The organism is Enterococcus sp. AZ062, assembly GCF_051715065.1.
In the GTDB taxonomy this organism is placed as follows: Bacteria; Bacillota; Bacilli; order Lactobacillales; family Enterococcaceae; genus Enterococcus_B; species Enterococcus_B mundtii.
Map to the genome: position 1 here is coordinate 1,480,111 of NZ_JBIOTB010000001.1, position 23,096 is coordinate 1,503,206.

Here is a 23,096-nt window from a genome sequence, read left to right on the forward strand (position 1 = left end):
TGATTTTTGGAGGAATTGAAAATGAATGAACAAGCAAAAAAGTATTGGAAAGAATTTTGGCAAGGTGAACTCCCTCCAACAAATGTTACTGCAGAGCAGTGGGGTTGGGAAGGAACACCGATGGCAGATGAGTTGGCAGACTTGATTTTAAAGGGGATCAAAACGGCGTCATGTTCATCATACGATGAATGCCTGTATTACGATGAAGACCCTTTGTCTAAAATTGGAAGTTATACCATTGTTTTAAATAGTAAAGACGAACCTGTAGGCATCATAAAATATACAGATATGACGATAATGCCGATGAATGAAGTAACAGAAGAAATTGCCCGTGCTGAGGGTGAGGGTGATTTGAGCTATGATTACTGGTATAAAGTTCATAAAAAATTTTTTAGGGAATTAATGCCCCAAATTGGAAAAGAATTTTATGAAGAGATGCCCCTTGCTGTTGAACGGTTTGAATTAATCAACGCAAAGGAAATGTAGTAAATGTAAGTGAGCGATAACTATTGGATAAATGATAACTAGGATAAGTTGGAGGATTTTTGGATGAATGAAAAGGAATTTTTGAAAGAAGTCAAAGAAATCGATTTAATGAGTCAAGCGTTAACAGTATTGGACTGGGATATCCAAACAGGTATGCCAGAAAAATCAAGTGAAGAACGCAGTGAAGTCAACAGTTATTTATATGGGCTATATTTCTCAAAAAAAGTCGGACCGAAAATCGCAGAAGCAATCGAATACTTCTCTGCGCACCCTGACGAGTTGTCTGAAGTCGGAAAAACGGTTTTTGAGAAAGTCAAAGAAGACTATGAATTAGAGCATAAAGTACCGGAAGAATTGATGATTGCATTAACTTCTGCGACTTCTAAAGCCCACACAAAATGGCAAGAATCGCGTGAATCAAACCAATTTGCTGATTTTGAATCCGCGTTATCTGAGAACATCAAGATCACAAAACAGTTGATCCCATATTGGCGTAAAGAGGAGAAAACAGACTATGATGTGCTGTTGAATCAATATGAGCCAGGAATGACTGTAGAGATCTTAGACCAAGTATTTGACCAAGTCAAAGAAGGTATTATATCCATCCGTCAAGCCTTAGTCGAAAAAGGAACAGCACCCGAAACGGATTTCCTCTCACGTAAAATGACGAAGGAACAACAAAAACGCTTTGTAGTCGGTGTGATCAAACAGTTAGGCTATGATTTTTCTAGAGGTCGCTTAGATGACACGATCCATCCATTTATGATCGGGATCAACCGTAATGATGTCCGCATCACGACACGTTGGAATGAAGAGGACTTCAAAATGGCAACGTTTGGAGTGATCCATGAAGCCGGACACGGGATGTATGAACAAAATATTGATGAAAAATATACGTATACACCAGTAGGCGAAGGCACATCAATGGGCATCCATGAGTCGCAATCACTTTTCAATGAAATCATTGTCGGCAGCAACCGCAGTTTCTGGGAAAAGCAGTACCCATTCTTCCAAGAGTGTGCTGAAGGAACCTTTGATGATATTTCTTTTGATGATTTCTATCGTTCATTACAGTATACAAAAGCAAGCTTGATTCGGATCGAAGCAGACAGTTTGACGTATCCATTACACATCATTATACGTTATGAGATCGAAAAAATGATGTTCAATGAAGGGTTAGAAGTTGAGAAATTACCAGAAGTATGGAACCAAAAATATGAAGAGTATTTAGGTATCCGTCCAACAAACGATTTAGAAGGGATCTTGCAAGATGTCCATTGGTCAGGTGCAAGTTTTGGTTACTTCCCATCTTATGCGTTAGGATTCATGTATGCTGCACAATTATTACATGCAATGAAAAAAGATATCGCTGTTGATGAGATTTTAGCTTCTGATGATTACTCACCGATCAAAGAGTGGATGACAGAAAAAATCCATCAGTACGGCGCATCAAGAAAACCAAATCAATTGATCCAAGATGCGACAGGAGAAGCATTGAATCCGCAGTACTTGATCGATTTTATGCGAAAACTTTACTTTAGCGTTTATGGTGTTGAAGAAGTCTAAAAAATTCTCTAATAGAAGGTGAAAGCGGCAGTGGATAAATTAAGTGAAATTGCTAACTACAGCATGGCACAATTGTCTTTGGATCGTTCAGGACATGGTGTGGACCATACGAATCGAGTAGTCGAACTTTCTCGACAAGTCCTTGAGACACTACCGCAAGCCGATTCTTTTATCACGCTGGCAGCGGCATATCTACACGATACGATCGATGATAAAGTGGTCGAAGATGAAGAGCAAGCGAAAGAAGGACTCAGAGTCTTTTTGGCAAACATCGGAGTGGCAGAATCAGAGATTCATCAAATCTTTCATATCATCGAAAATATGTCTTTTTCAAAAAGTTTGTCTGATAACGTCGAATTGTCCTTAGAAGGCAAGATCGTACAGGATGCAGATCGTTTAGAGGCGTTAGGTGCGATGGGTATCTTACGTACAGCATATTATGGAGGACATAAGGGACATCCGATTTTTGACCCAGTTATCCAGCCAATCAATTATACGAACAAACAAGAGTATCGTAAAGGTTCGACAGTCATCAATCATTTTTATGAAAAATTGTTGTTACTGCCAGATCAAATGAATACGGAATTTGCGAAGCAAGAAGCAAAACGACGTGAAGCGTTCATGCGTGAATTTCTAGAGGAGTTCTACAAAGAATGGTTTGTGGGCGATGATTCACTTGATGCACAAACTTGGCGTAACCGATAATTAAATCAAAAGACATGTCTTGACCATTCGTCCTCTTGCGTCATCTAAAATCAAATAGACGGCGGGAACAGAAGGAAGTTCTTCGTAAAATAAGGCGTCATCCACAAAAAGTTGAAAAACAATTTTCGTGGATGACGCCTTATTTTTTGAGGTTAAACACTTCTGGCTTGACCTCGTCTTTCTATTTGTTTTTTTTTCGAATTTGCTTGATCCTCAACAAAGCTCGGAAGATATTCAACAAAAATAATAAAGTAGCAATTCCAATCGGCACCCAGATCAAATAGACAGAATAGCCAAGTTCTGCAGAAAGTTCTGCACTTGAAGTATGTGAAAGCTCAGAGACTGCTTGTTGCCATGTCTGTAAGTTGAAAACAAGCATAAAGCCTGCGATGATCAATAGAATAAAGCCTAAGTAATGGATCGATGTCCGCTTACGAATCAATGCAAAGACTAAATACAGAATAAGTAAAAATGCTGGAACACCAAATACAAAATAAATATTAAGCAAAATGAATCGCCTCCTCATAATAATCATACTTCAATTGATAGGAATTTAAAAATAATTTAGTCATTACTTGCATTCTTTTCACCAATATTGCTAAGATAACTGTATTCAAAGGAGGTCTTTTTGTTTTATGGCAAGTTATATCGAGCCGATTCGTTTTGCGTTGATTGTCTTTCCTTTTCTCGCATTGGCGATTTCTGCTATCTTTTTTATTTATGAATACCGAAAGTATGGAACGTTTCTCCTAACTAGAGCGGTCATTTTATATTCATTTGTCTTTTATCTATTATGTGCTTACTTTTTAGTGATTTTACCTTTACCTACTAAGGAAGCTGTTGCGCAAATGACAGGTCCAAAAATGGAATTACACCTATTTGCGTCTTGGGAGAACTTCAGAGCGAATACAGTCCTCGTCTTGTCCGATCCGAGTACCTATTTACCTGCGATGCGACAAAGTGTTTTTTTAGAGCCATTATTCAATGTCTTTTTACTTTTACCGTTTGGCATCTATTTAAGGTATTATTTCCGACTGTCCTTTGTCAAAACGGTCTTTGCAAGTTTCTGCCTCTCTCTATTTTTTGAGTTGACACAATTAACAGGTCTTTACTTTATCTATCCACGTCCGTATCGATTATTCGATGTCAATGATTTACTAACGAATACATTTGGCGGAATGCTTGGCTATCTTGTGACGCCAATCTTTACGTTTATGTTGCCAACAAGAGCGAGAATGGATGAAGTATCTTATGAAAAAGGCAAGACAGTCTCTTTGACACGCCGTCTGGTTGCCTATTTGATCGATTGGTTTTTCTTATCTATTTGTTCGTCGATCATCGGATTGGTAGCCGGATTATCGTTTGGAAGTAGCGAGTTCACTTCCTACAGTTGGTGGTTGTTCGTGCAAGTCTTTCTCTATTTCATGATCCTTCCTTTCTTAACGAATGGCAGAACACTTGGAAAAAAAATCGTCCGGATCAAGCTAGTTGAAGATGGCAGAGAACGAATCAGATTTCGTGCGTTGTTCATTCGCTATGCGTATCTCTATTTCTTATTTTATGGGCTAGGCTGGTTGAGTCAATTAGTTGGTCCAGTCATCAATCAAGCGACTGGTGTCACACAGATGAGTGCAGTGTTCATTTTCTTATGTACCTTGGTCGCACAGTTCATTTTCGGTCTGAATCTATTCTTATCTTTTATTCGCAAAAAGAGAGTTTTATTCTATGAGAAAGCGAGTCATACTTACACGATCAGTACGATCAAAGATAGAAAAGCCTGACCTTTTCAAGCAAAATAAGCAAATTTATGGTATAATTCCAAAGTCGTGAAAAATACAAAGAGAAGAGGTGTCGAAATGAGTCATTTTAAACAATTCAATTTTCATCCGTTTATCAACGAAGCGTTAGCAGAAAAAGGGTTCCAACAACCAACAGAAGTGCAAGAACGATTGATTCCTTTGATTTTAAAAGGGAAAAATATCATCGGACAATCACAAACTGGTTCAGGAAAAACGCATACGTTTCTTTTGCCTCTATTTCAAAAAATCAATGCCAATAAAGAAGAAGTCCAAGTGGTGATCACAGCACCAAGTCGTGAACTGGCGACACAGATCTATGAAGCTGCTGTTCAAATCGCTAAGTTTTCCGATCCAGAGATTCGCGTATCGAATTTTGTCGGCGGAACAGACAAACAACGTCAATTAAATCGCTTGAATCACCAACAACCGCAAATCGTTGTCGGTACACCAGGGCGTATCCTTGACATGATGAATGAGCAAGCTTTAAAGATCCATACAGCCTTTGCTTTCATCGTGGATGAAGCAGATATGACCTTAGATATGGGATTCCTGAATGAAGTTGATCAAATCGCTAGCCGCTTGCCAGAAAAATTACAATTTTTAGTTTTCTCAGCAACGATTCCAGAAAAATTACGCCCATTCTTGCGTAAATATATGGAAAATCCAATCATCGAAGAAATCAAGCCAAAAGCAGTGATCTCAGAAGATATCGAGAATTGGTTAGTTTCAACAAAAGGAAAAGATAAGAATCAAACGATCTATCAATTACTGACGATCGGGCATCCTTATTTAGCAATCGTCTTTGCAAACACGAAACAACATGTAGATGAAATCGCTGATTACTTGAAAAACCAAGGACTGAAAGTAGCGAAGATCCATGGAGATATCACTCCTCGTGAACGTAAGCGTGTGATGCGCCAAGTGCAAAACTTAGAGTATCAATATGTAGTTGCGACAGACTTAGCTGCTCGTGGTATTGATATCGAAGGTGTTTCTCATGTCATCAATGCGGAGGTTCCAGAAGATCTAGATTTCTTTATCCACCGTGTCGGTCGTACTGGTAGAAATGGCTTAAAAGGAACAGCGATCACTTTATATGCACCAAGTGATGAGCCATTGATCGAAGGCATCGAAAAAATCGGGGTTGTCTTTGAGCCAATGGAAATCAAAAATGGTGAAATCGTTAAAACCTATGACCGTAACCGTCGGACGAAACGAGAAAAATCAAAAGATAGTCTTGACCCAACACTGATTGGTTTAGTCAAAAAGAAAAAGAAAAAAATCAAACCTGGTTACAAGAAAAAAATCGACTGGGCAATTGCGGAGAAAAACAAAAAAGACCGTAAGATCGAAAAACGTCAACAAACGCGTACAGCCAGAAAAAATAAAAAGAATTCCAACAAATAAAAGCAGTCATGAGCGAATCACGCTGCCCTTGACTATCAGCCCCAAAAACCTAAATAGTAAATCTATTTTTGGTTTTGGGGCTGATTTTTTTATGAATAAACAGTTCATATTAGGAGAACTGTTTTCGCATCTGTTGACAAAGGATACCGTCTTCGATCAGTGGGTCTGAGAAACTCTGATAGCCTTGCTTTTTGTAGAAAGGAACGGCGGGGAGCTCTGCAATCAAATAGATTTCTTTAAATGCCTCATTTATTGCTCGTTTTTCTGCCAATTGAAGCATTTCTCTGCCAATCCCACGTTTGCGCCAGTCTTTTGCGACACAAAAACGATCAAATTGGATTTGTTCTTCGCTTTGTTTTTGGTAACGCAAGGTAGCAATTGGCTGTTCGTTATGGATCATGACAAGGTTCGGGTAATAGGCATCCTTACCGTCAAATTCTAAATGAGCAGGTATTTCTTGCTCTAACACGAATACGTCATAACGTAAAACGTAACTGCTGGCTTTTATCCATTCTTCGGTTCCAAAATACGTTTCCATTATTTTGCCTCCTTTTGGATTCTTTCTTGATTATAGCAAGGAAAACGTAGACCGCAAACAATGAAAAATCAAAAAGTAGGATTGACAGCATCGCTAAGAATACGTATACTGATAAAGTACAAAAAGGACATAGTTTGTTTTAGACTGACTCACAGAAAATTCTTTCTCGGCTGAAAAAAGAATAGTCACTGTTCAAACTGCTCCCTTTTTCAATTTGATAGAAATATCAACGCGACTCAGCGTTAACGAGTTTAAGAGGTAATGAGTAAACATCATTGCAATCAAGGTGGTACCGCGAGTTTTCGTCCTTGGCTGTAATGGTGTTTTTTGTCGTTTATTATGTAGAAAGAAGGTAAAACAATGAAAAAATTAAGCAGTGCAGAAGTACGTCAAATGTTTTTAGACTTTTTCCAAGAAAAAGGACATACGATCGAACCTAGTGCTTCACTAGTACCGGTCAATGATCCAACCTTATTATGGATCAACTCAGGAGTGGCGACACTAAAGAAATATTTTGATGGATCTGTTGTACCAGACAATCCAAGAATCACGAATGCGCAAAAATCGATTCGGACGAATGATATCGAAAATGTTGGGAAAACAGCTCGTCATCATACGATGTTTGAAATGTTAGGGAACTTCTCGATCGGCGATTATTTCAAAGAAGAGGCAATCCACTGGGCATGGGAATTTTTAACAAGTCCAAAATGGATGGCGTTTGATCCTGAGAAATTATATGTCACTGTTTATCCAAAAGATACAGAAGCAAAACGTATCTGGCACGAAGAAGTTGGGTTATCTCTTGACCATATCGTGGATGTAGAAGATAACTTTTGGGATATCGGTGCTGGACCATGTGGGCCAGATACAGAGATTTTTTATGATCGTGGCGAAGCCTATAATGACTTGGAAGAAGATGATCCTGAAAACTATCCTGGTGGCGAAAATGAACGTTATCTTGAAATCTGGAACTTAGTATTCTCAGAGTTCAACCACAAACCAGATAATACGTTTGAACCTCTTCCACATAAAAACATTGATACGGGCATGGGCTTAGAACGAATGGTTTCCATCGTTCAAGATGCACCAACCAACTTTGAAACAGATTTATTTATGCCGATCATCCATGCAGTTGAGCAATTGAGCAACAAAGTAAAATACGGTGAGGATGCCTTAACTGATATTTCATATAAAGTAATCGCAGACCATATCCGAGCATTATCTTTTGCGATCGGTGACGGGGCATTGCCTTCAAATGAAGGACGCGGCTATGTGTTGCGCCGTTTGTTGCGTCGAGCAGTCATGCACGGAAAAAAATTAGGGATCGAGCAAGCTTTCTTATACCGTTTAGTGCCTGTTGTTGGCGAAATCATGGAGAGCTACTACCCTGAAGTGTTGGAGCAAAAAGAATTTATCGAAAAAGTCGTTCGTACGGAAGAAGAACGTTTCAATGAAACGATCAATGAAGGTCTTGAGATCTTGAACCAAGTGATCAAAGAGGTAAAACAAGCAAACGGAACAACGCTTGCCGGAAAAGATATCTTTAAACTTTACGATACGTATGGATTCCCAGTCGAATTGACAGAAGAAGTGGCGGAAGATGAAGGATTGAATGTCGATCACGCAGGCTTTGAAACAGAAATGCAGGCGCAACGTGAGCGCGCGCGTGCGGCTCGTAATACAGAAACATCGATGGGGGTTCAATCTGCTTTATTGACAGATATCAAAGTAGACAGCAAATTCATCGGTTATGACCATATTGAATCTGACAGTGAATTACTAGTGATCGTCCAAGACGAAACAATCGTCAGTGAACTATCGGATGGGGAAGCTCAATTGATCTTTGATCAAACACCATTTTATGCTGAAATGGGTGGACAGGTAGCCGATCAAGGTTGGATCATTGATGCAGCTGGTGAAACAGTAGCTAATGTGACCGATGTTCGTAAAGCACCAAATGGACAATTCTTGCATAAAGCAGAAGTCCTTTCTGAAATCAAAGAAGGAAACACCTATCATTTATTGATCGATGAACCAAGACGTAACCGAATCATCAAAAACCATACGGCTACTCACTTATTGCACAAAGCATTAAAAGAAGTATTAGGCGATCATGCCAACCAAGCAGGTTCATTGGTTGCACCAGGCCATTTACGTTTTGACTTCACACATTTTGGGCAGATCACAAGTGAAGAATTGGCGAAAATGGAACAAATCGTGAACGAAAAAATCTGGGAAGCGATTCCTGTCGAAACCATCGAAACAGATATCGACACAGCGAAAAACATGGGCGCAATGGCATTGTTTGGCGAAAAATATGGCAATGAAGTCCGCGTGGTCAATATCGGCGGTTGGTCGATCGAATTATGTGGTGGTACGCATGTCGGTAATACCGAAAACATCGGAATCTTTAAAATCGTTTCTGAATCAGGGATCGGTGCAGGGGTTCGTCGGATCGAAGCGGTGACAAGTAAAGAAGCTTATGAATTGTTGGAAAGCGAAGAACAACAACTAAAAGAAGTTGCGGCAATCGTGAAATCACCACAATTGAAAGAAGTCGTAGCTAAAGCAGAACAATTGCAACAACAAGTAAGAGAACTACAAAAAGAAAATGAACAATTGGCAAGTAAGTTAGCCAACCAACAAGCAGGGGATATTTTCAAAAATCCAGAGACGATCAATGGCAAAACGATCATCACTGCGCAAGTTAAAGTAAAAGATATGAATCAATTGCGTCAATTAGCTGATCAATGGAAACAAAAAGCAGTTTCAGATATTCTTGTCTTGGCAAACGAACAAGAAGGTAAAGTCAGCTTGTTAGCAGCAATGACACCTGAAGCAAATGAAGCAGGCTTAAAAGCCGGCGATTTGATCAAAGCAATCGCACCGAAAGTCGGCGGTGGTGGCGGTGGTCGTCCAGATATGGCGCAAGCAGGTGGAAAAAACCCAGCGGGTATCTCAGACGCATTGACAGAAGCAAAAACATGGTTAGAAAATAAATAGAAGCAAGCGTAGGTTTTTACTACAAATAAATGGCAAGCGAGTTTGGGCTGATTTCCCAAACTCGTTGCTTTATTTTCATTGGCTCAACGGTTATTGCTATGTACACATTTATTGACAAATCAACAAAACGCTATAGGATTAGAGTAAAGCAAACAGGGGGAGATTCAATGAATAGCAAAAACAAAACATTTCGGTTAGTACTTCGTGCCATTTTGTTAGCCATCATTATCGTTCAATCAATGATTCCATGGTTAGGCTTTATTCCATTAGGTTTTATTAGCTTGACGATCATCCATATCACAGTGATCGTAGCGGCCGTAGTATTAGGACCGAAAGATGGCATGTTGATCGGCTTGTTCTGGGGAATTGCGACGATCATCCGTGCCTACGCGATGCCAACTACACCCTTCGATACATTGGTTTTCACCAATCCAATCATCTCAGTTGTACCCAGAGTTTTAGTGGGACTCGTTGCTGGCTTTGTATTCCATTGGTTGTATAAGCGTTCATCGACGATCGTCGTACCGGCTGTTGTAGCTGGAATACTAGGCTCTTTAGTCAATACGGTCCTTGTTTTAGGATTGATGGGCTTATTTTATACGAATGCCACAGCTCAAGCTTATGGTGTCGATGCTTCGGTCTTGTTCAAGACACTTGCTGGGATTGCTGCAATCAATGGGATTCCAGAAGCTATCGGCGCGGGGATCATCACACCATTACTCGCCAAAGCATTATTTGCAGCAACACCTTTAAAACCTGAATGATATAAGACCAGCAATCACAGATAAAAGGAGTCACAAATTTGGCAAAGAAACAAGAAACACTAACAGCAAAAGAACGAACAAAAAAAGCATTGATGGCAGGAGTATGGGGTCTGTTAACTAATGTGATCCTATTCGTTGCGAAATTGATGATCGGACTACTCTCTGGAAGTGTGTCGATCATGGCGGATGCCATCAACAGTTTGTCGGATACCGCTTCTTCTGTTTTGACTTTGATTGGCTTCAAGATCGCGGCAAAACCAGCAGATCAGGAGCATCCTTATGGACACGAACGTTTTGAATATATTAGTGGATTATTCGTGTCTCTCATCATCACGTACGTCGGATTCCAGTTCTTACACTCCTCAATTGAAAAAATCATCGATCCGGAAAATATCGCCCTATCACCGATCATCTTTTTAGTTTTAGTCTTTTCGATTGCTTTAAAAGTTATTCAGGGGCGTATGTACAAGAGAACCGCAAAAATGATCGATTCGGAAACCTTACATGCAACTGCCAAAGACAGTTATAATGATGTATATACGACATTTGCTGTTTTACTCTCAGCTTCTGTCGAATGGTTGACAGGTTGGCGCGTGGATGGCTATATTGGCTTCTTGTTAGCACTTTACATCTTGTACAGCGGCGTAATGATGTTAAGAGAATTCGTGTATGAATTATTAGGTAGCCGTCCCACTGTCGAACAGATCCAGGCGATGGAGGAGCAGCTGAATGGCTATACGAAAATCCTCGGTTATCATGACTTGTTAGTGCATAATTACGGACCAAATCAGCGCTTTGCTTCTGTTCATGTGGAAGTGGATGATCGGCTAGATTTAAATGAAGCGCACAAGATCATGGACATCATCGAAAAAGACTTCAAAAAATCTTTGGGTGTAGAATTAGTCTGTCATCTAGATCCGGTACCAGTTGATAATGAGAATTATCAAGAGATTCTCAATGAGTTGAAAAAAATCATCAATGAGACAGCAGAAGGCTTGAAAATCCATGATTTTCGCATGATCCATAAAGGCCAGATCCTACAATTTGATGTCGTTGTTCCTGAAGGTACACGTTTGTCAGATGAGGAATTAGAGCGCATGATGCGTATCCAAATAGAAAAGAGAGTTGGTGAGTATCATTTGGATATCACCTTTGACCATAACTATTTGCTTTTTTAACACTTTGCTTAAAAAAAGATATGGGCTGTTCTGTCATTCATGTGGACATCTGGCGCCATAAGATTTTAATAAAAGAGTTTGACTTAAATAAAATAAGCAAAAAGCCTGAAAATATTTTTGTATTTTTGGGTTTTTTGCTTATTTTTTAAAGAAGGAATCTGGAATATCGTCACTTTATAGTCGGGAAAGGATAAAGGAGGATTGGACTAGATTTTCAGGTTATTTTTTTCTGAACGAGGGCTTCCTTTTTGATTACATAAAATGAACATAGCTGGTGGCGTCGTAGACGTGCAATAGAAAGTATATTTTAACAGATGTGTATTTTTAAAATTTATATTTCTTTACCAAACAATTTTGAATTCTATGAATAAAAATCAGTTTTTTTTTTCTGTATCAAGAAATAATAGTAGTTGTTGTATAAATACTATCAAGTAATATAAAAATAAATATTTTGTTCCATCAATGATTTTTGAATTTTCAGTATTGACAATAGGAATAATAATGGATGTAGGTTGTGTATTTTAAGAAATAATGAGTTTCAATGATTCTTATCATTCACAAGGTAAAAATTCTTGTTGCAACGTTCAGCTGTTGCTGAAGTCTTGGAAGTCTGTCAATCGAATGAATTGAGGAGTGAATAAGATGCCAATAGAAGATCATCGTAAACCAATAGGAACATTCAATAATAAAAGATATAAAAATTTCAACACAAAAGCCGAACAACGAATGGTCAACTATATTTCTAATCATTCTGGGAAACAACCAACAAGAGAAGGTCTTAAGACGGCGGTTGGAATGCTTTACGCATTCAGTCTGTTTCAAAATTTCAAATTAGAAGAAGAGATGCCAAACAAGCAAAGGGCTGTTCAAGAAGAGCGTGCTATTTTTGAGATGGATACTTTTGTCGTAACAGATGATTGGATCAATCATAAAGACGAAGTAGTCCACTCGTTAACTTCAAGTTCAACGTTCGATGGCGGAAAGACTTCCGATGTATTGAATAAAAACAGTACATATGATGGATTTGAACCCAAGATAAATACGTCAACTCCTTTGGCCGAAGCAGCACAGTTATGGAGTTTAGAGGTTCATAAATTCGTACATGGTCTAGTTGAACTAGAAAATTGCACGACGACAAAAAAAGAAACAATCGGTCGGAAATGGGGATTATGGGAACAACCTCGAAAAGTACAAACTCACTTTAAAACCATATGTAAAGTAGCAACTGCTAAATCTCAAAAGATAAATGAAAAGGACAAAGAGCATTCACCCCTCCTTCAACAATTCTATTTCAAAAAAATCCCCCCAACAAATGCCAGAGACTACTTTGAATTAAAAGATATCGCGGATAAACTTAAAAATGTGTTTGAAGGATTCGCTGATGAATCTCACAACGATAATATTACTAAAAAAAATGAGACAGACAACACAAACGATAACTATTTTCACGATGTGACTGAAGATTATTGGTTCTATGTAGTTGATAGTTTTCGCTCATTTGTTCGCAACACTCTATCGAATCCTAGTGCTGAGGAATCAGAAGGGGAACCTTCTCGTCCATTTGATGAATGGATAAAAGGTAAATCTGAGGGGATACCAAGAGGGCATGAAGAGATTGGTAAAGAGCGAAGAAATAATCATCTGATCGAACATTCTTTTTTTACGCATCCCTTACCTGTCAGGCTGCCATTATCAAATGAAGAAGCCGAACAAATTACAACGACTATCTGGCAATTAACGAGTAGATTTGCCGAAAGTGTTAGCACATTTTTTGATCAGAAAACAAACTTATTTGGTGTCGGTGCCACATCACTTCCTTCTAATCGCATGACACCTGAACCTCTTTCGGAACAGATTCCCAAAATAGGCTTTACTTCTTATGAAGATATCCCTGAGAAAACGGTGGATAAAATCAATCGTATTATCGATACATACTTGAAGAGACAACCTTTTCCAGATGTTGACTTGGAGCCTATGATGCCTTTTTGGTACGATCACGATGTGTATCAACAGCGTGCTAAAACAGATGAGGTCAATGAAGCGGTCAAAGATTTTATGGGGGATCTTTCTATTCAAGACTTGTTTATTCTAATCGATAACTGGGAACAAGATAGATTTGCCTTTCACCTTGTCTTAGAGAAAAGAATCTCTCTTGCGCATCTTATTCTAAAAAAATATGGGGTACCAGATCGTGCATTAACTTATAGAGAAGCCATAGAAATTGTACTTCAGTGGCGAACAAACAATATTTTTAAAGGATTTACATTTATTGAAGTGAGTAGTGTGATGGTTCATTTGACGGCTCCTAAAGTAAATATGAGCAATCTCACGACAACGGCACCACCAGTCTCTGATTTAGATCAAGTAAACAATATCAAAGAAATCCTGAAAAATAATCAGATACCTGAAGGAGTAGTATTTCAAAATTTACCGATCTTTTATTATGAATATGATCTTTTTTTAAATCGAAACAAAACGATTGAGGTAAAAGAACTTCTTCATGAGTTCTTCGAAAAAAATAAAATTGCGATCAAGGAAGAAGCTACAGCTAAAGAAATAATAGATGGTCTCAACGATTTTGTGGAGTCGGGTGGAACTTCTGATTTTTTGGAACAAGAATCAAGAGAACAATTCATCACTTATTATATTATGAAAGCCTATGGGGTAAAAAATATTCGGTTAGGTGATCCCTATTTGCTAACTAAAAAAACAGCTGTGCAACAACAATTGCAAACGAATTTACTATTAGAAGGGTGTACCTACAAAGAAAATACAGAACAAACAGTTCATTATCAATTGTCTGCACCAGAACTCCCCTATACTGAACAGCTTCAAGAACAAAAAAACATTAGTGGGATCATTTATAATGACTTCATAAATGATCAGGCAGCGACTATATCGAATGTTGAACCCATCAAGCCATATTGTTATGATTATCAGATTTTCAATCAACGTGAAAAAACACTAATGGTAAACAGAGAAGTCAGGATTTTTCTTATTGCAAAACAGTTATCACTTGGGTATGTGTCAAACAGTGAATTAGTGAGGAAAATGCAAAGTTGGGTGCTTAGCGCAGGAAACTACGAGGAAACTGTCCAAAGACAAAAAGAGGTAGCAGAACTACTCCTAAAGCATTACGGGATTGAATGGCGATTATTGACTGTCCAGGATGCACGGGTTTGTATTCTTCAATGGGAAGACAATAATGCTCAGTTAAATTACCTTATCAATGAGAGTCAAGAGAGTGAGCTTAGTAATAAAAAAGAGAAGATCAATACATTTCTTAAAGAAAATCACCTACAAAAAAAAGCAGATGATTCCCAAAGTGTTCAGGCAACAAAGCATGTTGAAGATATACATAACCAAAAAGAGGAGACCAAGCGAAGAGTTGCTGATTTTCTCAAAGGACAAGGTAGGAGTTGGAACATGTCTGATTCCAGTGCGTTTGCACAAACAATTACTCATTGGGTGTTGTTAGAGGGGGCGACGATCGAGGTGATTGATCCAGTCAAAATCAAACAATTGGCACAAGTGATTTTGAACGAAAAAAATGATGGAGTCATCTCAGGCGCACATGCCGAGTTAACCTATACAAAATGGTTATTTGAAACATTTGACTTCGACGATCCGTCACTTGAATTGTCAACGCCAACTGATGAAGATGTAATACCTGTCCACATTGATTTAACTGAAAATGAACAAACCGCGGGGGAACCACTAAATCTCAGTGTAGGCAAGGAACAATGGCAGAATAAAAATATACGTGTCCAGTTGAATCAGTTTTTTATTCAACAAGGGGTTGTTCCTTATGATCAATCATCGGAACGAATACTTATATCTATGGGAAAGTGGTTGACACAAGATGGTGTTGGCATGGTATTTATGCCAGATAAATTTCAGGCCATCGCCAAAATCATTCTAAAAGAACTGAAGATGTATGGCGGATCATCAGAAGATAAAATTTCTGCAAAAATTGCTGAAGCTACTGTCATGAGATGGGCGATTGAAAATATATTAAGTGGCTCGGTCGAAGAATACATGATAAGAAAAATTCTCGACTCACCCGATCCATCAAGCTTTACGATTGGACAAGTCAGAAAATTTTTAGAGGTCGATTCGTTAAGAAAAGAGGGTGTTATCAATATCCATAGCCTTGTCGGAAGAGATAGCAGAGAAGAACAAATGTTAAGAAAAGATCAGGTGGTTTTTGAAAAACTATGGATAAAATTTATCGAAAAAATATTACCTAATTATTTTCTTGAGTCTAGCAAATTAGCCGATGATCTATCGATATCTGATTTTGGCTCATTGATGCAACTAGCAGGAGCAAAACTGTTGGCAGATGCTGGTTATTTGTCAGAATTCAGCAATAAAGATGAGATTACACTTGGTAAATTTTTTTGCGATTCTCTTAAAATACAATCCATAAAGCAAATTGAAGGGTTACAATACCTCCTAACCCCAGCTTTACTAGCTACTGCTCAATTAGATCCTGAAGGATTAAGAGAGGCTTTAGAGAATGGTAATCATAAAGTTTATGCCTTACAAAAGTTTATCACTTTCTGGCAAGAAATGACGGAGACAATCGTTGAGAATGAAAAAATACTCTATCATGAGGTGGGGGAATATGAGGACGCAGTTACCAACTGGCGCCGAAAAAAAGCACTGGCAGAAAGTGTGAATAAAGAATGCAACAAACGTTCAGGAAAAAACAGATTATTATTAGACCAAGCATATTTATTAGGCTTACCACCTTGTCCCGATGTTTACCAACCACCAGATCTAGAGGAATGGTACACACAGCTAACGAAAGACGTAGCCGACGCTTTTTTCAAAGTAAATCAGCGATTTATCGGCACCGCTTTAAATGGTTTAGATCAGTCAGAGAAAAATTTTCTATTTTCAAACGAAACACAGATTTATAGTGCAACGGCTGAACTTAGGCATCAGCAACATTACTATGCACCACCAGCTATTGGAGGAATTCCAATAGTCAATTTCGGTGAGCGTGAGAAATGGTTGGATACTAACTTGAATCTAGAAAAAACAGATCTTTTTGCAGCGATCCGTGGAGGGGAAGAACGTTTGTATGCTGTGAAGAGATTGGAACAATATGGGGGATATATTTTTTATCGAGTAGATAAAGATCCGCTATTATATCTTAAATATGGATTGTTTGATCAAAAAGACCTTTGGCGCAATGGTTATAAGCAAAACAGAGAAAAAATCCGAATTGGTAAGAAAGACTTCACATTTTCTACAAAAATCATTCGGGAGCATGAACTAGGACAAGGCTTGGATCAAGCAAGACTGAGTATCGCCATCAGTCAAATACAGCGAGATCATTTCTATCGCCAGCTATATGAGTTTGGAAATGACAAGTCCGTACCTGAACAAATTGGGGATGTGGTCAAACATATTATCCCTTTTTATGATTGTATCGTCGGAATCATTGATGAAAATGTCTCTGATGCGGTCATTTCGTGTACAATTGATGTGGTTTTCTTGATCCCTGTCGTTGGTCAAGTGATGGGACTAAGTACAAATTTTGCCCTGGGGATGGCAAAAGCCGCTGCAGAAAGTGGAGTCAGACACGCTATCCGTAATGGAATGAGATTCACACCAACTCGTTTAGAACTAAAAGCGATTCTTAAAAGTACAGCACACTATGCAGATCCTGGATTTGAGTTAGTCACTGATGGAGCAAAGTTGATACTTAAAGGATTTTCTGAATTGAGAAGTCAATGGTTCATTCCTGCTCATTTGAAACCTTTATTAACGAAGCTAGAAACTTTAACAAAAAAAATACCTCCGTTGCCTGATGATCATGTACGGGCACAGCTGCCTGGAAAGGGCCCCTACAGCATCGTGAGACGTGTGAAAGACTCGTTGTACATGCAGGTGATGAATCTAAAAGATGGTGATATTTTTGGGGGATATTTCACATTACATGGCAGTCAGCTCAGATCTTTTGAAGGGGACTTGTTTTATAATGAGGAGGAGATTCAGCGGATAAACAGGCTCGCACATCAAGTGGATATTTCACAAATATTTGTAGTAGAAAAAAATTTGAACCCCAAAGGATATGGTGAAGGGAAGGTATACACTGTAGAGAAAAATGGAGAAGTCATTGGTTCATTCGTTCAAATGAATCAACAAAAGGTCCCAGTTCAAATCCATGCGATTGAAGGTCATGGCTTACGTTATGACGTATATGAAGGAGAAAAATTGTTTCCTATACGATTTAACGGCGTAGGCTGGTATTTTGAACCGGATACTTCGCCAAGATTAGCGAAAGAAGTCAGCGACTATGTGATCAGTCAACCAGAACAGTTTGAAAGTATAAGTAGCCCCACTACTCTTTCTCCACCCGATGAATATGGCTTGATGCATGCCTCCTCAGGTAGATCTTATATCAAGGTGAACAATCGCTATATTCCATTAATTTTAATCGACCGAGAAAATCAACGATATCATCTTGTTAAGAAAAAAGTAACTAGACCGCTGATCATCTTGAAATTTGATGAGAGACATAACTACTTCCGTGTTGAGACCCCATTAGAAAGAATGATTGCTGAGCCACACCATGCAATCTTAGCGGGTGGGAAGAAAAGTATTCCTAATAAATCAACGAAAAATACAGCTGGAAGTACAAAAGCAAAGCAACCAATTCCACAAGTTGGAAAAGCTGGAACATCTCGCGATACAGAGGATTTAGCAAAGATTGCTAAAATGTTGGAATACCCACCATATTACCAATTACCAGAGTCACTTGGTGTAGCGGACACATTCAATCAATTCAGACAAGCCACCATACTTACTGATCATCCAAAGAAGTTCAGGTATGAGGATGATCAAGTGAAGCTTCCAAGGTTGACTTCTTTTGTTTCAGAATTTGCGAATTTAAGTTCCCGTACTGATGGTATGGCAAAGGCAGCTATGAAGTATGAAATTGCAAGAATACTAGCGAATGATCCCGAGCTTCCTTATCGAATATTTCCTGGTTTTACCTCTGATAAAGTGCCAGAGTACATTGATGAATTCCAAAAAGAAGTAGCTTCGGGAGTCGATGAGGCCGTCACCTATCTCCAAACATTCAAGCAAAAAGCAGAGGAGTGGTTAAAACTTGAAACACTTGCAGAAATAACGCCAGGTCAATATTTGAATCACATGTTAAAGCTAGAAACTAGTGAAAATAAAGAACAAGTAATGAGAGAAGTCATCAAAAGATTACTCCTTATCGCTGATAAAAGCGAACAATTTCTCAACTTATCAAAAGATTTAGGCTATCAAAATATCTGGATCGTCTCTTCCGATTTAGTCTATGACAAAAAAACGAAAAACTATTATACAGCCAAAGTGAAACCTCCTACTACAGTAGCATTTGTCGTAAATGCTGATCCAGAATGTCGGATACTGATCATGGCGGATAAATTCCATATAAAGCCATCAGATAGGCCAGATACTCAAACTAGACCTAGTTTATTTGGAACAGTGATCCATGAAACAACCCATGTTGTATCAAGCACACTGGATTATGCTAGATTTGCAGATCCTCCGAAAGGATTTCAAAGTAGTGGGGAAGATATCAGAAAACGGTTTGACTTTGAATACCTGGACATAACATTCTCTGAGAATTTTGATCTCTTTGTTAGCCATTTGGCTCAAGAATTTGATTTGCCTAAATTAGCACGTAGTGAGGTGGTTAAGCAGCTTTTAGTTGATCCAATGTTAGCTGCTAATTTTCTGCTTTTAGATGCGGAAGTTGTGATGACGATTATTAGAGATCTTGTATTAGATAATGATTTTTTCAATCGCATACGTGTGAAAAGAGTGTTGAATGATGGGCCTTTAATCGATCCTACAATTCTCATGTTTTTTGCGCTGATGCACACGGGAAATTTTTTCATCTTAGAAAAAGAATATGAAATAGAAAAAAACCAAACTAAAGCAGGGAATTCAAGCGAGGATCATAATCACCCAACGCTTCCAACTACTACGAATGTTCGTGAAAAAAGAAGCTTTGCTGCCATCGTCCAACAAGCATCAACAAATAGCAAGGAAGTAAATAGGACGTTAACTTTTTCATTTCCGAATGTAAATAAAAAAGAATTGAATGTGAAAAGTCTTAACTAAAAAGGATACATTCAGAGATCGATAAAAAAGAGGAAAGTCAAACCTAAGAAGAGATCAGAACTGAAGTGTCTAGCCTAGAGAAATAAGACGTCATCCACAAAAATTTGAAGAACAATTTTCGTGGATGGCGCCTTTTTTCCGAAGAGGTTACTTCTGTTCCCGTCGTTTATTCGGGTTTAGAATACGCGAGAGGAGTCATGTTCCACGCACAATATTTTATAATGATTTTTGTAAAGCTTGTCTAGCTAGATTATCTGCGCCTTTATTTTTACTTTCAGGTATCCACTGAAGAATCAACATTGAAAAATCTTTTAATAGACTTTGTATTTTTTCTAAATAGGGCAAGAAATCTTGGTTAGTAGTATGATTTTTATCGATGGTTGATACAAGCACTTTACTATCGGAATAGCAGAGAATGATTTCTTCGGTCATCTGTCTATTCTTTAGAATTTCTAAAGTTTTTAAAAAGACTTCAAACTCGGCTTGATGGTTTGAACCAAAGGATAAAGGGATAGACAACTGTTCTTGTTGATGATCAGCGACTAGTAATATTCCTCCACCGCTAGGTCCAGGGTTGCCTTTTGTTGATGCATCAATGTATACTTTTAACATAAGGAAAAACACGCCCTTCAAAAATTGTCGGTTCGACTTATTATACCATTACAGATAAAGACACGAGGTTGAAGAATGAAAAAAAATATTCGCTGGCAGCCCGAAACGGCACAGTCGATCATTTATTGGTCATCAACATTTATTATTTTATTTTTGAGTTTGATCTTATCGTTAGAAAATACAAGACCTTATTGGAAAAGTAATATTTTAATGGGGGTATTCTTTATTTTCCTTTTGCTAGGGTTACGACGCTCACTAGTTTTAAAAAAAGAGGCAATAAAAATAAAATATGCTGCTTTTTGGAGAGATCGTGAAATACCAATTGATCAAATCAAGGACGTCCATGTACAAAAACGCAAATTATCTTTAACAATTGAAAAAAATAAAGAGCCATTTGTGATTTTTGTAAAAAGAAAGGCGCAAGTAGAATTACTGGACCACTTGAAATATCCTATGAAAAAAACGGTAACGATGCCATCAATACTTAAGAATACGAAAGATGTAGTTGAATAAGATAAAGATTCTGTACGAGTTTAGAGGCACCAGTAAGAATCGAAACAAGAATACTAGGTAGTAGCAGAGAATAGTAACAGAGAGTAGTAACCTGACTAATCTAGTAGTCAGGTAGAAATAATGAAAAGGAATAAAAAATAAAAAAGCTATTCCAATCAACTGGAATAGCTTTTTTTATTTGCTTTGGCTGTGTTTATTCATTGATCTTTTTGACATGGGCCGCCTGAACGCCTCGATTCCCTTCAATAACGGTAAATTCTACCACTTGGTTTTCTTCAAGTGTTTTGAATCCTTCTTCTTCGATTGCAGTAAAATGTACGAAGATCTCTTCTGTTTCATCATAACTAATAAAGCCATATCCTTTTTTGTTATCGAACCATTTCACCATTCCTGTGGTCAAAACACTCACGACCTTTCTATGTCTGATCATAGCCTATATTATAAAGAGAATTAATAGGTACGTCAAATAAATCAAAAATCAGTTTTTTTTGTTTTTTTTTACAATGAAAACAGGTATAATAAGTATAACTTAACAAAAAATAAATATTCGTATATATAGTTCGTGAAAAGGGGCGTTTTGATGAAAAGTGATTTAGAGATTTCACAAGAAACACAGCTAAAACCGATAATTAGAGTTGCGGATAGCATCGGAATCAATGAAGATGATCTAGAATTATATGGGAAATACAAAGCAAAAATAAATTTTACCACAATGAAGAATTTTTCGAAAAAAGAGGATGGTCGCCTCGTTCTGGTAACTTCTATCAATCCCACACCAGCTGGTGAAGGAAAATCAACAGTTACAGTCGGATTAGGTGATGCCTTGAATCAATTAGATAAAAAAGCTGTGATTGCATTACGTGAGCCATCCTTAGGTCCAGTTATGGGAATCAAGGGTGGAGCTACTGGAGGAGGCTACGCGCAAGTATTACCAATGGAAGATATCAATTTGCATTTTACTGGAGATATGCATGCAATCACCTCTGCAAATAATGCACTGTCTGCCTTATTAGATAATCACATCCACCAAGGAAATGAGCTAGGGATCGATCCGCGACGTGTCATTTGGAAGCGTGTCGTGGATTTGAATGATCGTGCATTGCGAAATGTGATCGTTGGATTGGGTGGACCGATTCAGGGGGTTCCAAGAGAAGACGGATTTGATATCACTGTAGCAAGTGAAATCATGGCGATATTGTGTTTAGCTGCTGATTTAGATGATTTAAAAGCTCGATTAGCACGAATCGTTATTGGATATACTTACGATCGTCGGCCTGTAACAGCTGGTGATTTAAAAGCAGAGGGTTCCCTTGCTTTGTTGTTAAAAGATGCGATTAAACCGAATCTCGTGCAAACGATCTATGGTACACCCGCATTTATCCATGGTGGACCGTTTGCAAACATTGCTCATGGTTGTAATAGTGTATTGGCAACTAAAACTGCATTGAAAATTGCTGATTATGTTGTTACTGAAGCTGGTTTTGGTGCAGATTTAGGCGGAGAAAAATTCCTAGATATCAAAGTTCCTAATTTGCAGAAAGCGCCAGATACGATTGTGATCGTAGCGACTGTTCGTGCGTTGAAAATGCACGGGGGACTGGATAAGGCAGAACTACAAACTGAAAATCTTGAGGCTTTACACAAAGGATTTGCTAACTTGAAGCGGCATATTCGTAATATGAGAAGTTACAAGATCCCAGTGATCGTTGCAATCAATGAATTTGTGACTGATACAGAGGCTGAATTAGAGTTACTGAAGGAATTGTGCGAAAAAGAAGGAGTCATAGCAAAACGGGCAAGTGTTTGGGAAAATGGTGCCGAAGGGGGAGTTGAATTAGCAAAAGCAGTTGTAGAATTGATCGATACAAAAGACGCGAATTACGTTCCATTGTATCAATCTAGTGATTCAATCAAATCAAAAGTAAATGCAGTCGTTCAAAAAATCTACGGTGGTAAAGAAGTTTCTTTTAGCAAAAAAGCAGAGAATCAAATCCTTGAGTTTGAGAAAAATGGTTGGTCTGACCTACCGATTTGCATGGCGAAAACCCAGTACTCTTTTTCTGACGATCCAACATTACTAGGTGCACCGGAAGATTTTACGATCACGATCCGTGAATTTGTACCCAAATTGGGTGCAGGATTTTTAGTAGCTTTGACAGGTGATGTGATGACAATGCCAGGATTACCAAAGAAACCAGCCGCATTGAATATGAATGTGACGAATCAGGGAGAGGTAGTCGGTTTATTCTAATCGAAAAATTTTGAAGTAGTCCTAACTAAACTTTTCAATACGAAGGTGTAAAAGCTAAAAAATAGCTGATCTATTTTTAGCTTTTACTCTTTTTTTATACTTATTGATTTATATTTAAATGACAAAAAAGTTCAAGTT

At 38.2% G+C, this 23,096-nt stretch carries 15 protein-coding genes; 11 read left to right on the forward strand and 4 right to left on the reverse strand.

Features of this window, described 5'->3' with window-relative positions; genetic code table 11:
* The first annotated feature begins 21 nt into the window (after positions 1–21).
* The 3 genes from IGJ00_RS07135 (at position 22) to IGJ00_RS07145 (ending at position 2,757) form a co-directional block, all read left to right on the forward strand.
* Positions 22–486: an ASCH domain-containing protein gene (locus IGJ00_RS07135; RefSeq protein WP_071867242.1), complete on the forward strand. Its 465-nt coding sequence runs from the start codon at positions 22–24 to the stop codon at positions 484–486.
* Between the two features lie 63 nt (positions 487–549).
* Positions 550–2,052: a carboxypeptidase M32 gene (locus IGJ00_RS07140; RefSeq protein ID WP_071867243.1), complete on the forward strand. Its 1,503-nt coding sequence runs from the start codon at positions 550–552 to the stop codon at positions 2,050–2,052.
* Positions 2,053–2,082: 30 nt separating this feature from the next.
* A complete protein-coding gene (locus IGJ00_RS07145; protein ID WP_438844251.1) occupies positions 2,083–2,757 on the forward strand; it encodes an HD domain-containing protein in 675 nt (224 codons plus the stop codon).
* Positions 2,758–2,938: 181 nt separating this feature from the next.
* Here the strand turns inward: IGJ00_RS07145 and IGJ00_RS07150 are convergent, their stop codons facing one another.
* Positions 2,939–3,265 (reverse strand): hypothetical protein, encoded by a 327-nt coding sequence (locus IGJ00_RS07150; RefSeq protein ID WP_019723502.1) that lies wholly within the window; start codon positions 3,263–3,265, stop codon positions 2,939–2,941.
* A 127-nt stretch (positions 3,266–3,392) separates the two neighbouring features.
* Here IGJ00_RS07150 and IGJ00_RS07155 point away from each other — a divergent pair, with 127 nt between their 5' ends.
* Both IGJ00_RS07155 and IGJ00_RS07160 read left to right on the forward strand, forming a co-directional pair.
* A complete protein-coding gene (locus tag IGJ00_RS07155; protein WP_074798930.1) occupies positions 3,393–4,538 on the forward strand; it encodes a VanZ family protein in 1,146 nt (381 codons plus the stop codon).
* Between the two features lie 75 nt (positions 4,539–4,613).
* Positions 4,614–5,963, forward strand: coding sequence for a DEAD/DEAH box helicase (locus IGJ00_RS07160; protein ID WP_438844252.1), 1,350 nt, complete (start codon positions 4,614–4,616; stop codon positions 5,961–5,963).
* A 109-nt stretch (positions 5,964–6,072) separates the two neighbouring features.
* Here the strand turns inward: IGJ00_RS07160 and IGJ00_RS07165 are convergent, their stop codons facing one another.
* A complete protein-coding gene (locus tag IGJ00_RS07165; RefSeq protein WP_438844253.1) occupies positions 6,073–6,501 on the reverse strand; it encodes a GNAT family N-acetyltransferase in 429 nt (142 codons plus the stop codon).
* 360 nt (positions 6,502–6,861) lie between these two features.
* Here IGJ00_RS07165 and alaS point away from each other — a divergent pair, with 360 nt between their 5' ends.
* From alaS to IGJ00_RS07185, 4 genes are all read left to right on the forward strand, one after another.
* Entirely contained in the window at positions 6,862–9,504 is a 2,643-nt protein-coding gene (gene alaS, locus IGJ00_RS07170) for an alanine--tRNA ligase (RefSeq protein ID WP_115357597.1), read from the forward strand.
* Between the two features lie 167 nt (positions 9,505–9,671).
* On the forward strand, positions 9,672–10,268 hold the full coding sequence (locus tag IGJ00_RS07175) for an ECF transporter S component (RefSeq protein WP_071867250.1): 597 nt from the start codon (positions 9,672–9,674) through the stop codon (positions 10,266–10,268).
* A 38-nt stretch (positions 10,269–10,306) separates the two neighbouring features.
* On the forward strand, positions 10,307–11,446 hold the full coding sequence (locus IGJ00_RS07180) for a cation diffusion facilitator family transporter (RefSeq protein WP_438844254.1): 1,140 nt from the start codon (positions 10,307–10,309) through the stop codon (positions 11,444–11,446).
* Positions 11,447–12,088: 642 nt separating this feature from the next.
* Positions 12,089–19,582, forward strand: coding sequence for a QWxxN domain (locus tag IGJ00_RS07185; protein ID WP_438844255.1), 7,494 nt, complete (start codon positions 12,089–12,091; stop codon positions 19,580–19,582).
* Positions 19,583–19,798: 216 nt separating this feature from the next.
* Here the strand turns inward: IGJ00_RS07185 and IGJ00_RS07190 are convergent, their stop codons facing one another.
* Complete coding sequence (locus IGJ00_RS07190; RefSeq protein WP_071867253.1) at positions 19,799–20,194, reverse strand: ribonuclease HI family protein; 396 nt, start codon at positions 20,192–20,194, stop codon at positions 19,799–19,801.
* 75 nt (positions 20,195–20,269) lie between these two features.
* On the opposite strand from IGJ00_RS07190, the gene IGJ00_RS07195 reads away from it, so the two are divergent.
* Positions 20,270–20,707, forward strand: a complete 438-nt coding sequence (locus IGJ00_RS07195; protein WP_071867254.1) for an EbsA family protein — start codon at positions 20,270–20,272, stop codon at positions 20,705–20,707.
* Positions 20,708–20,900: 193 nt separating this feature from the next.
* Here IGJ00_RS07195 and IGJ00_RS07200 read toward each other — a convergent pair whose 3' ends face one another.
* Entirely contained in the window at positions 20,901–21,107 is a 207-nt protein-coding gene (locus IGJ00_RS07200) for a cold-shock protein (RefSeq protein WP_071867280.1), read from the reverse strand.
* Positions 21,108–21,287: 180 nt separating this feature from the next.
* On the opposite strand from IGJ00_RS07200, the gene IGJ00_RS07205 reads away from it, so the two are divergent.
* Positions 21,288–22,958, forward strand: a complete 1,671-nt coding sequence (locus tag IGJ00_RS07205) for a formate--tetrahydrofolate ligase (RefSeq protein ID WP_086334638.1) — start codon at positions 21,288–21,290, stop codon at positions 22,956–22,958.
* Positions 22,959–23,096 lie beyond the last annotated feature (138 nt).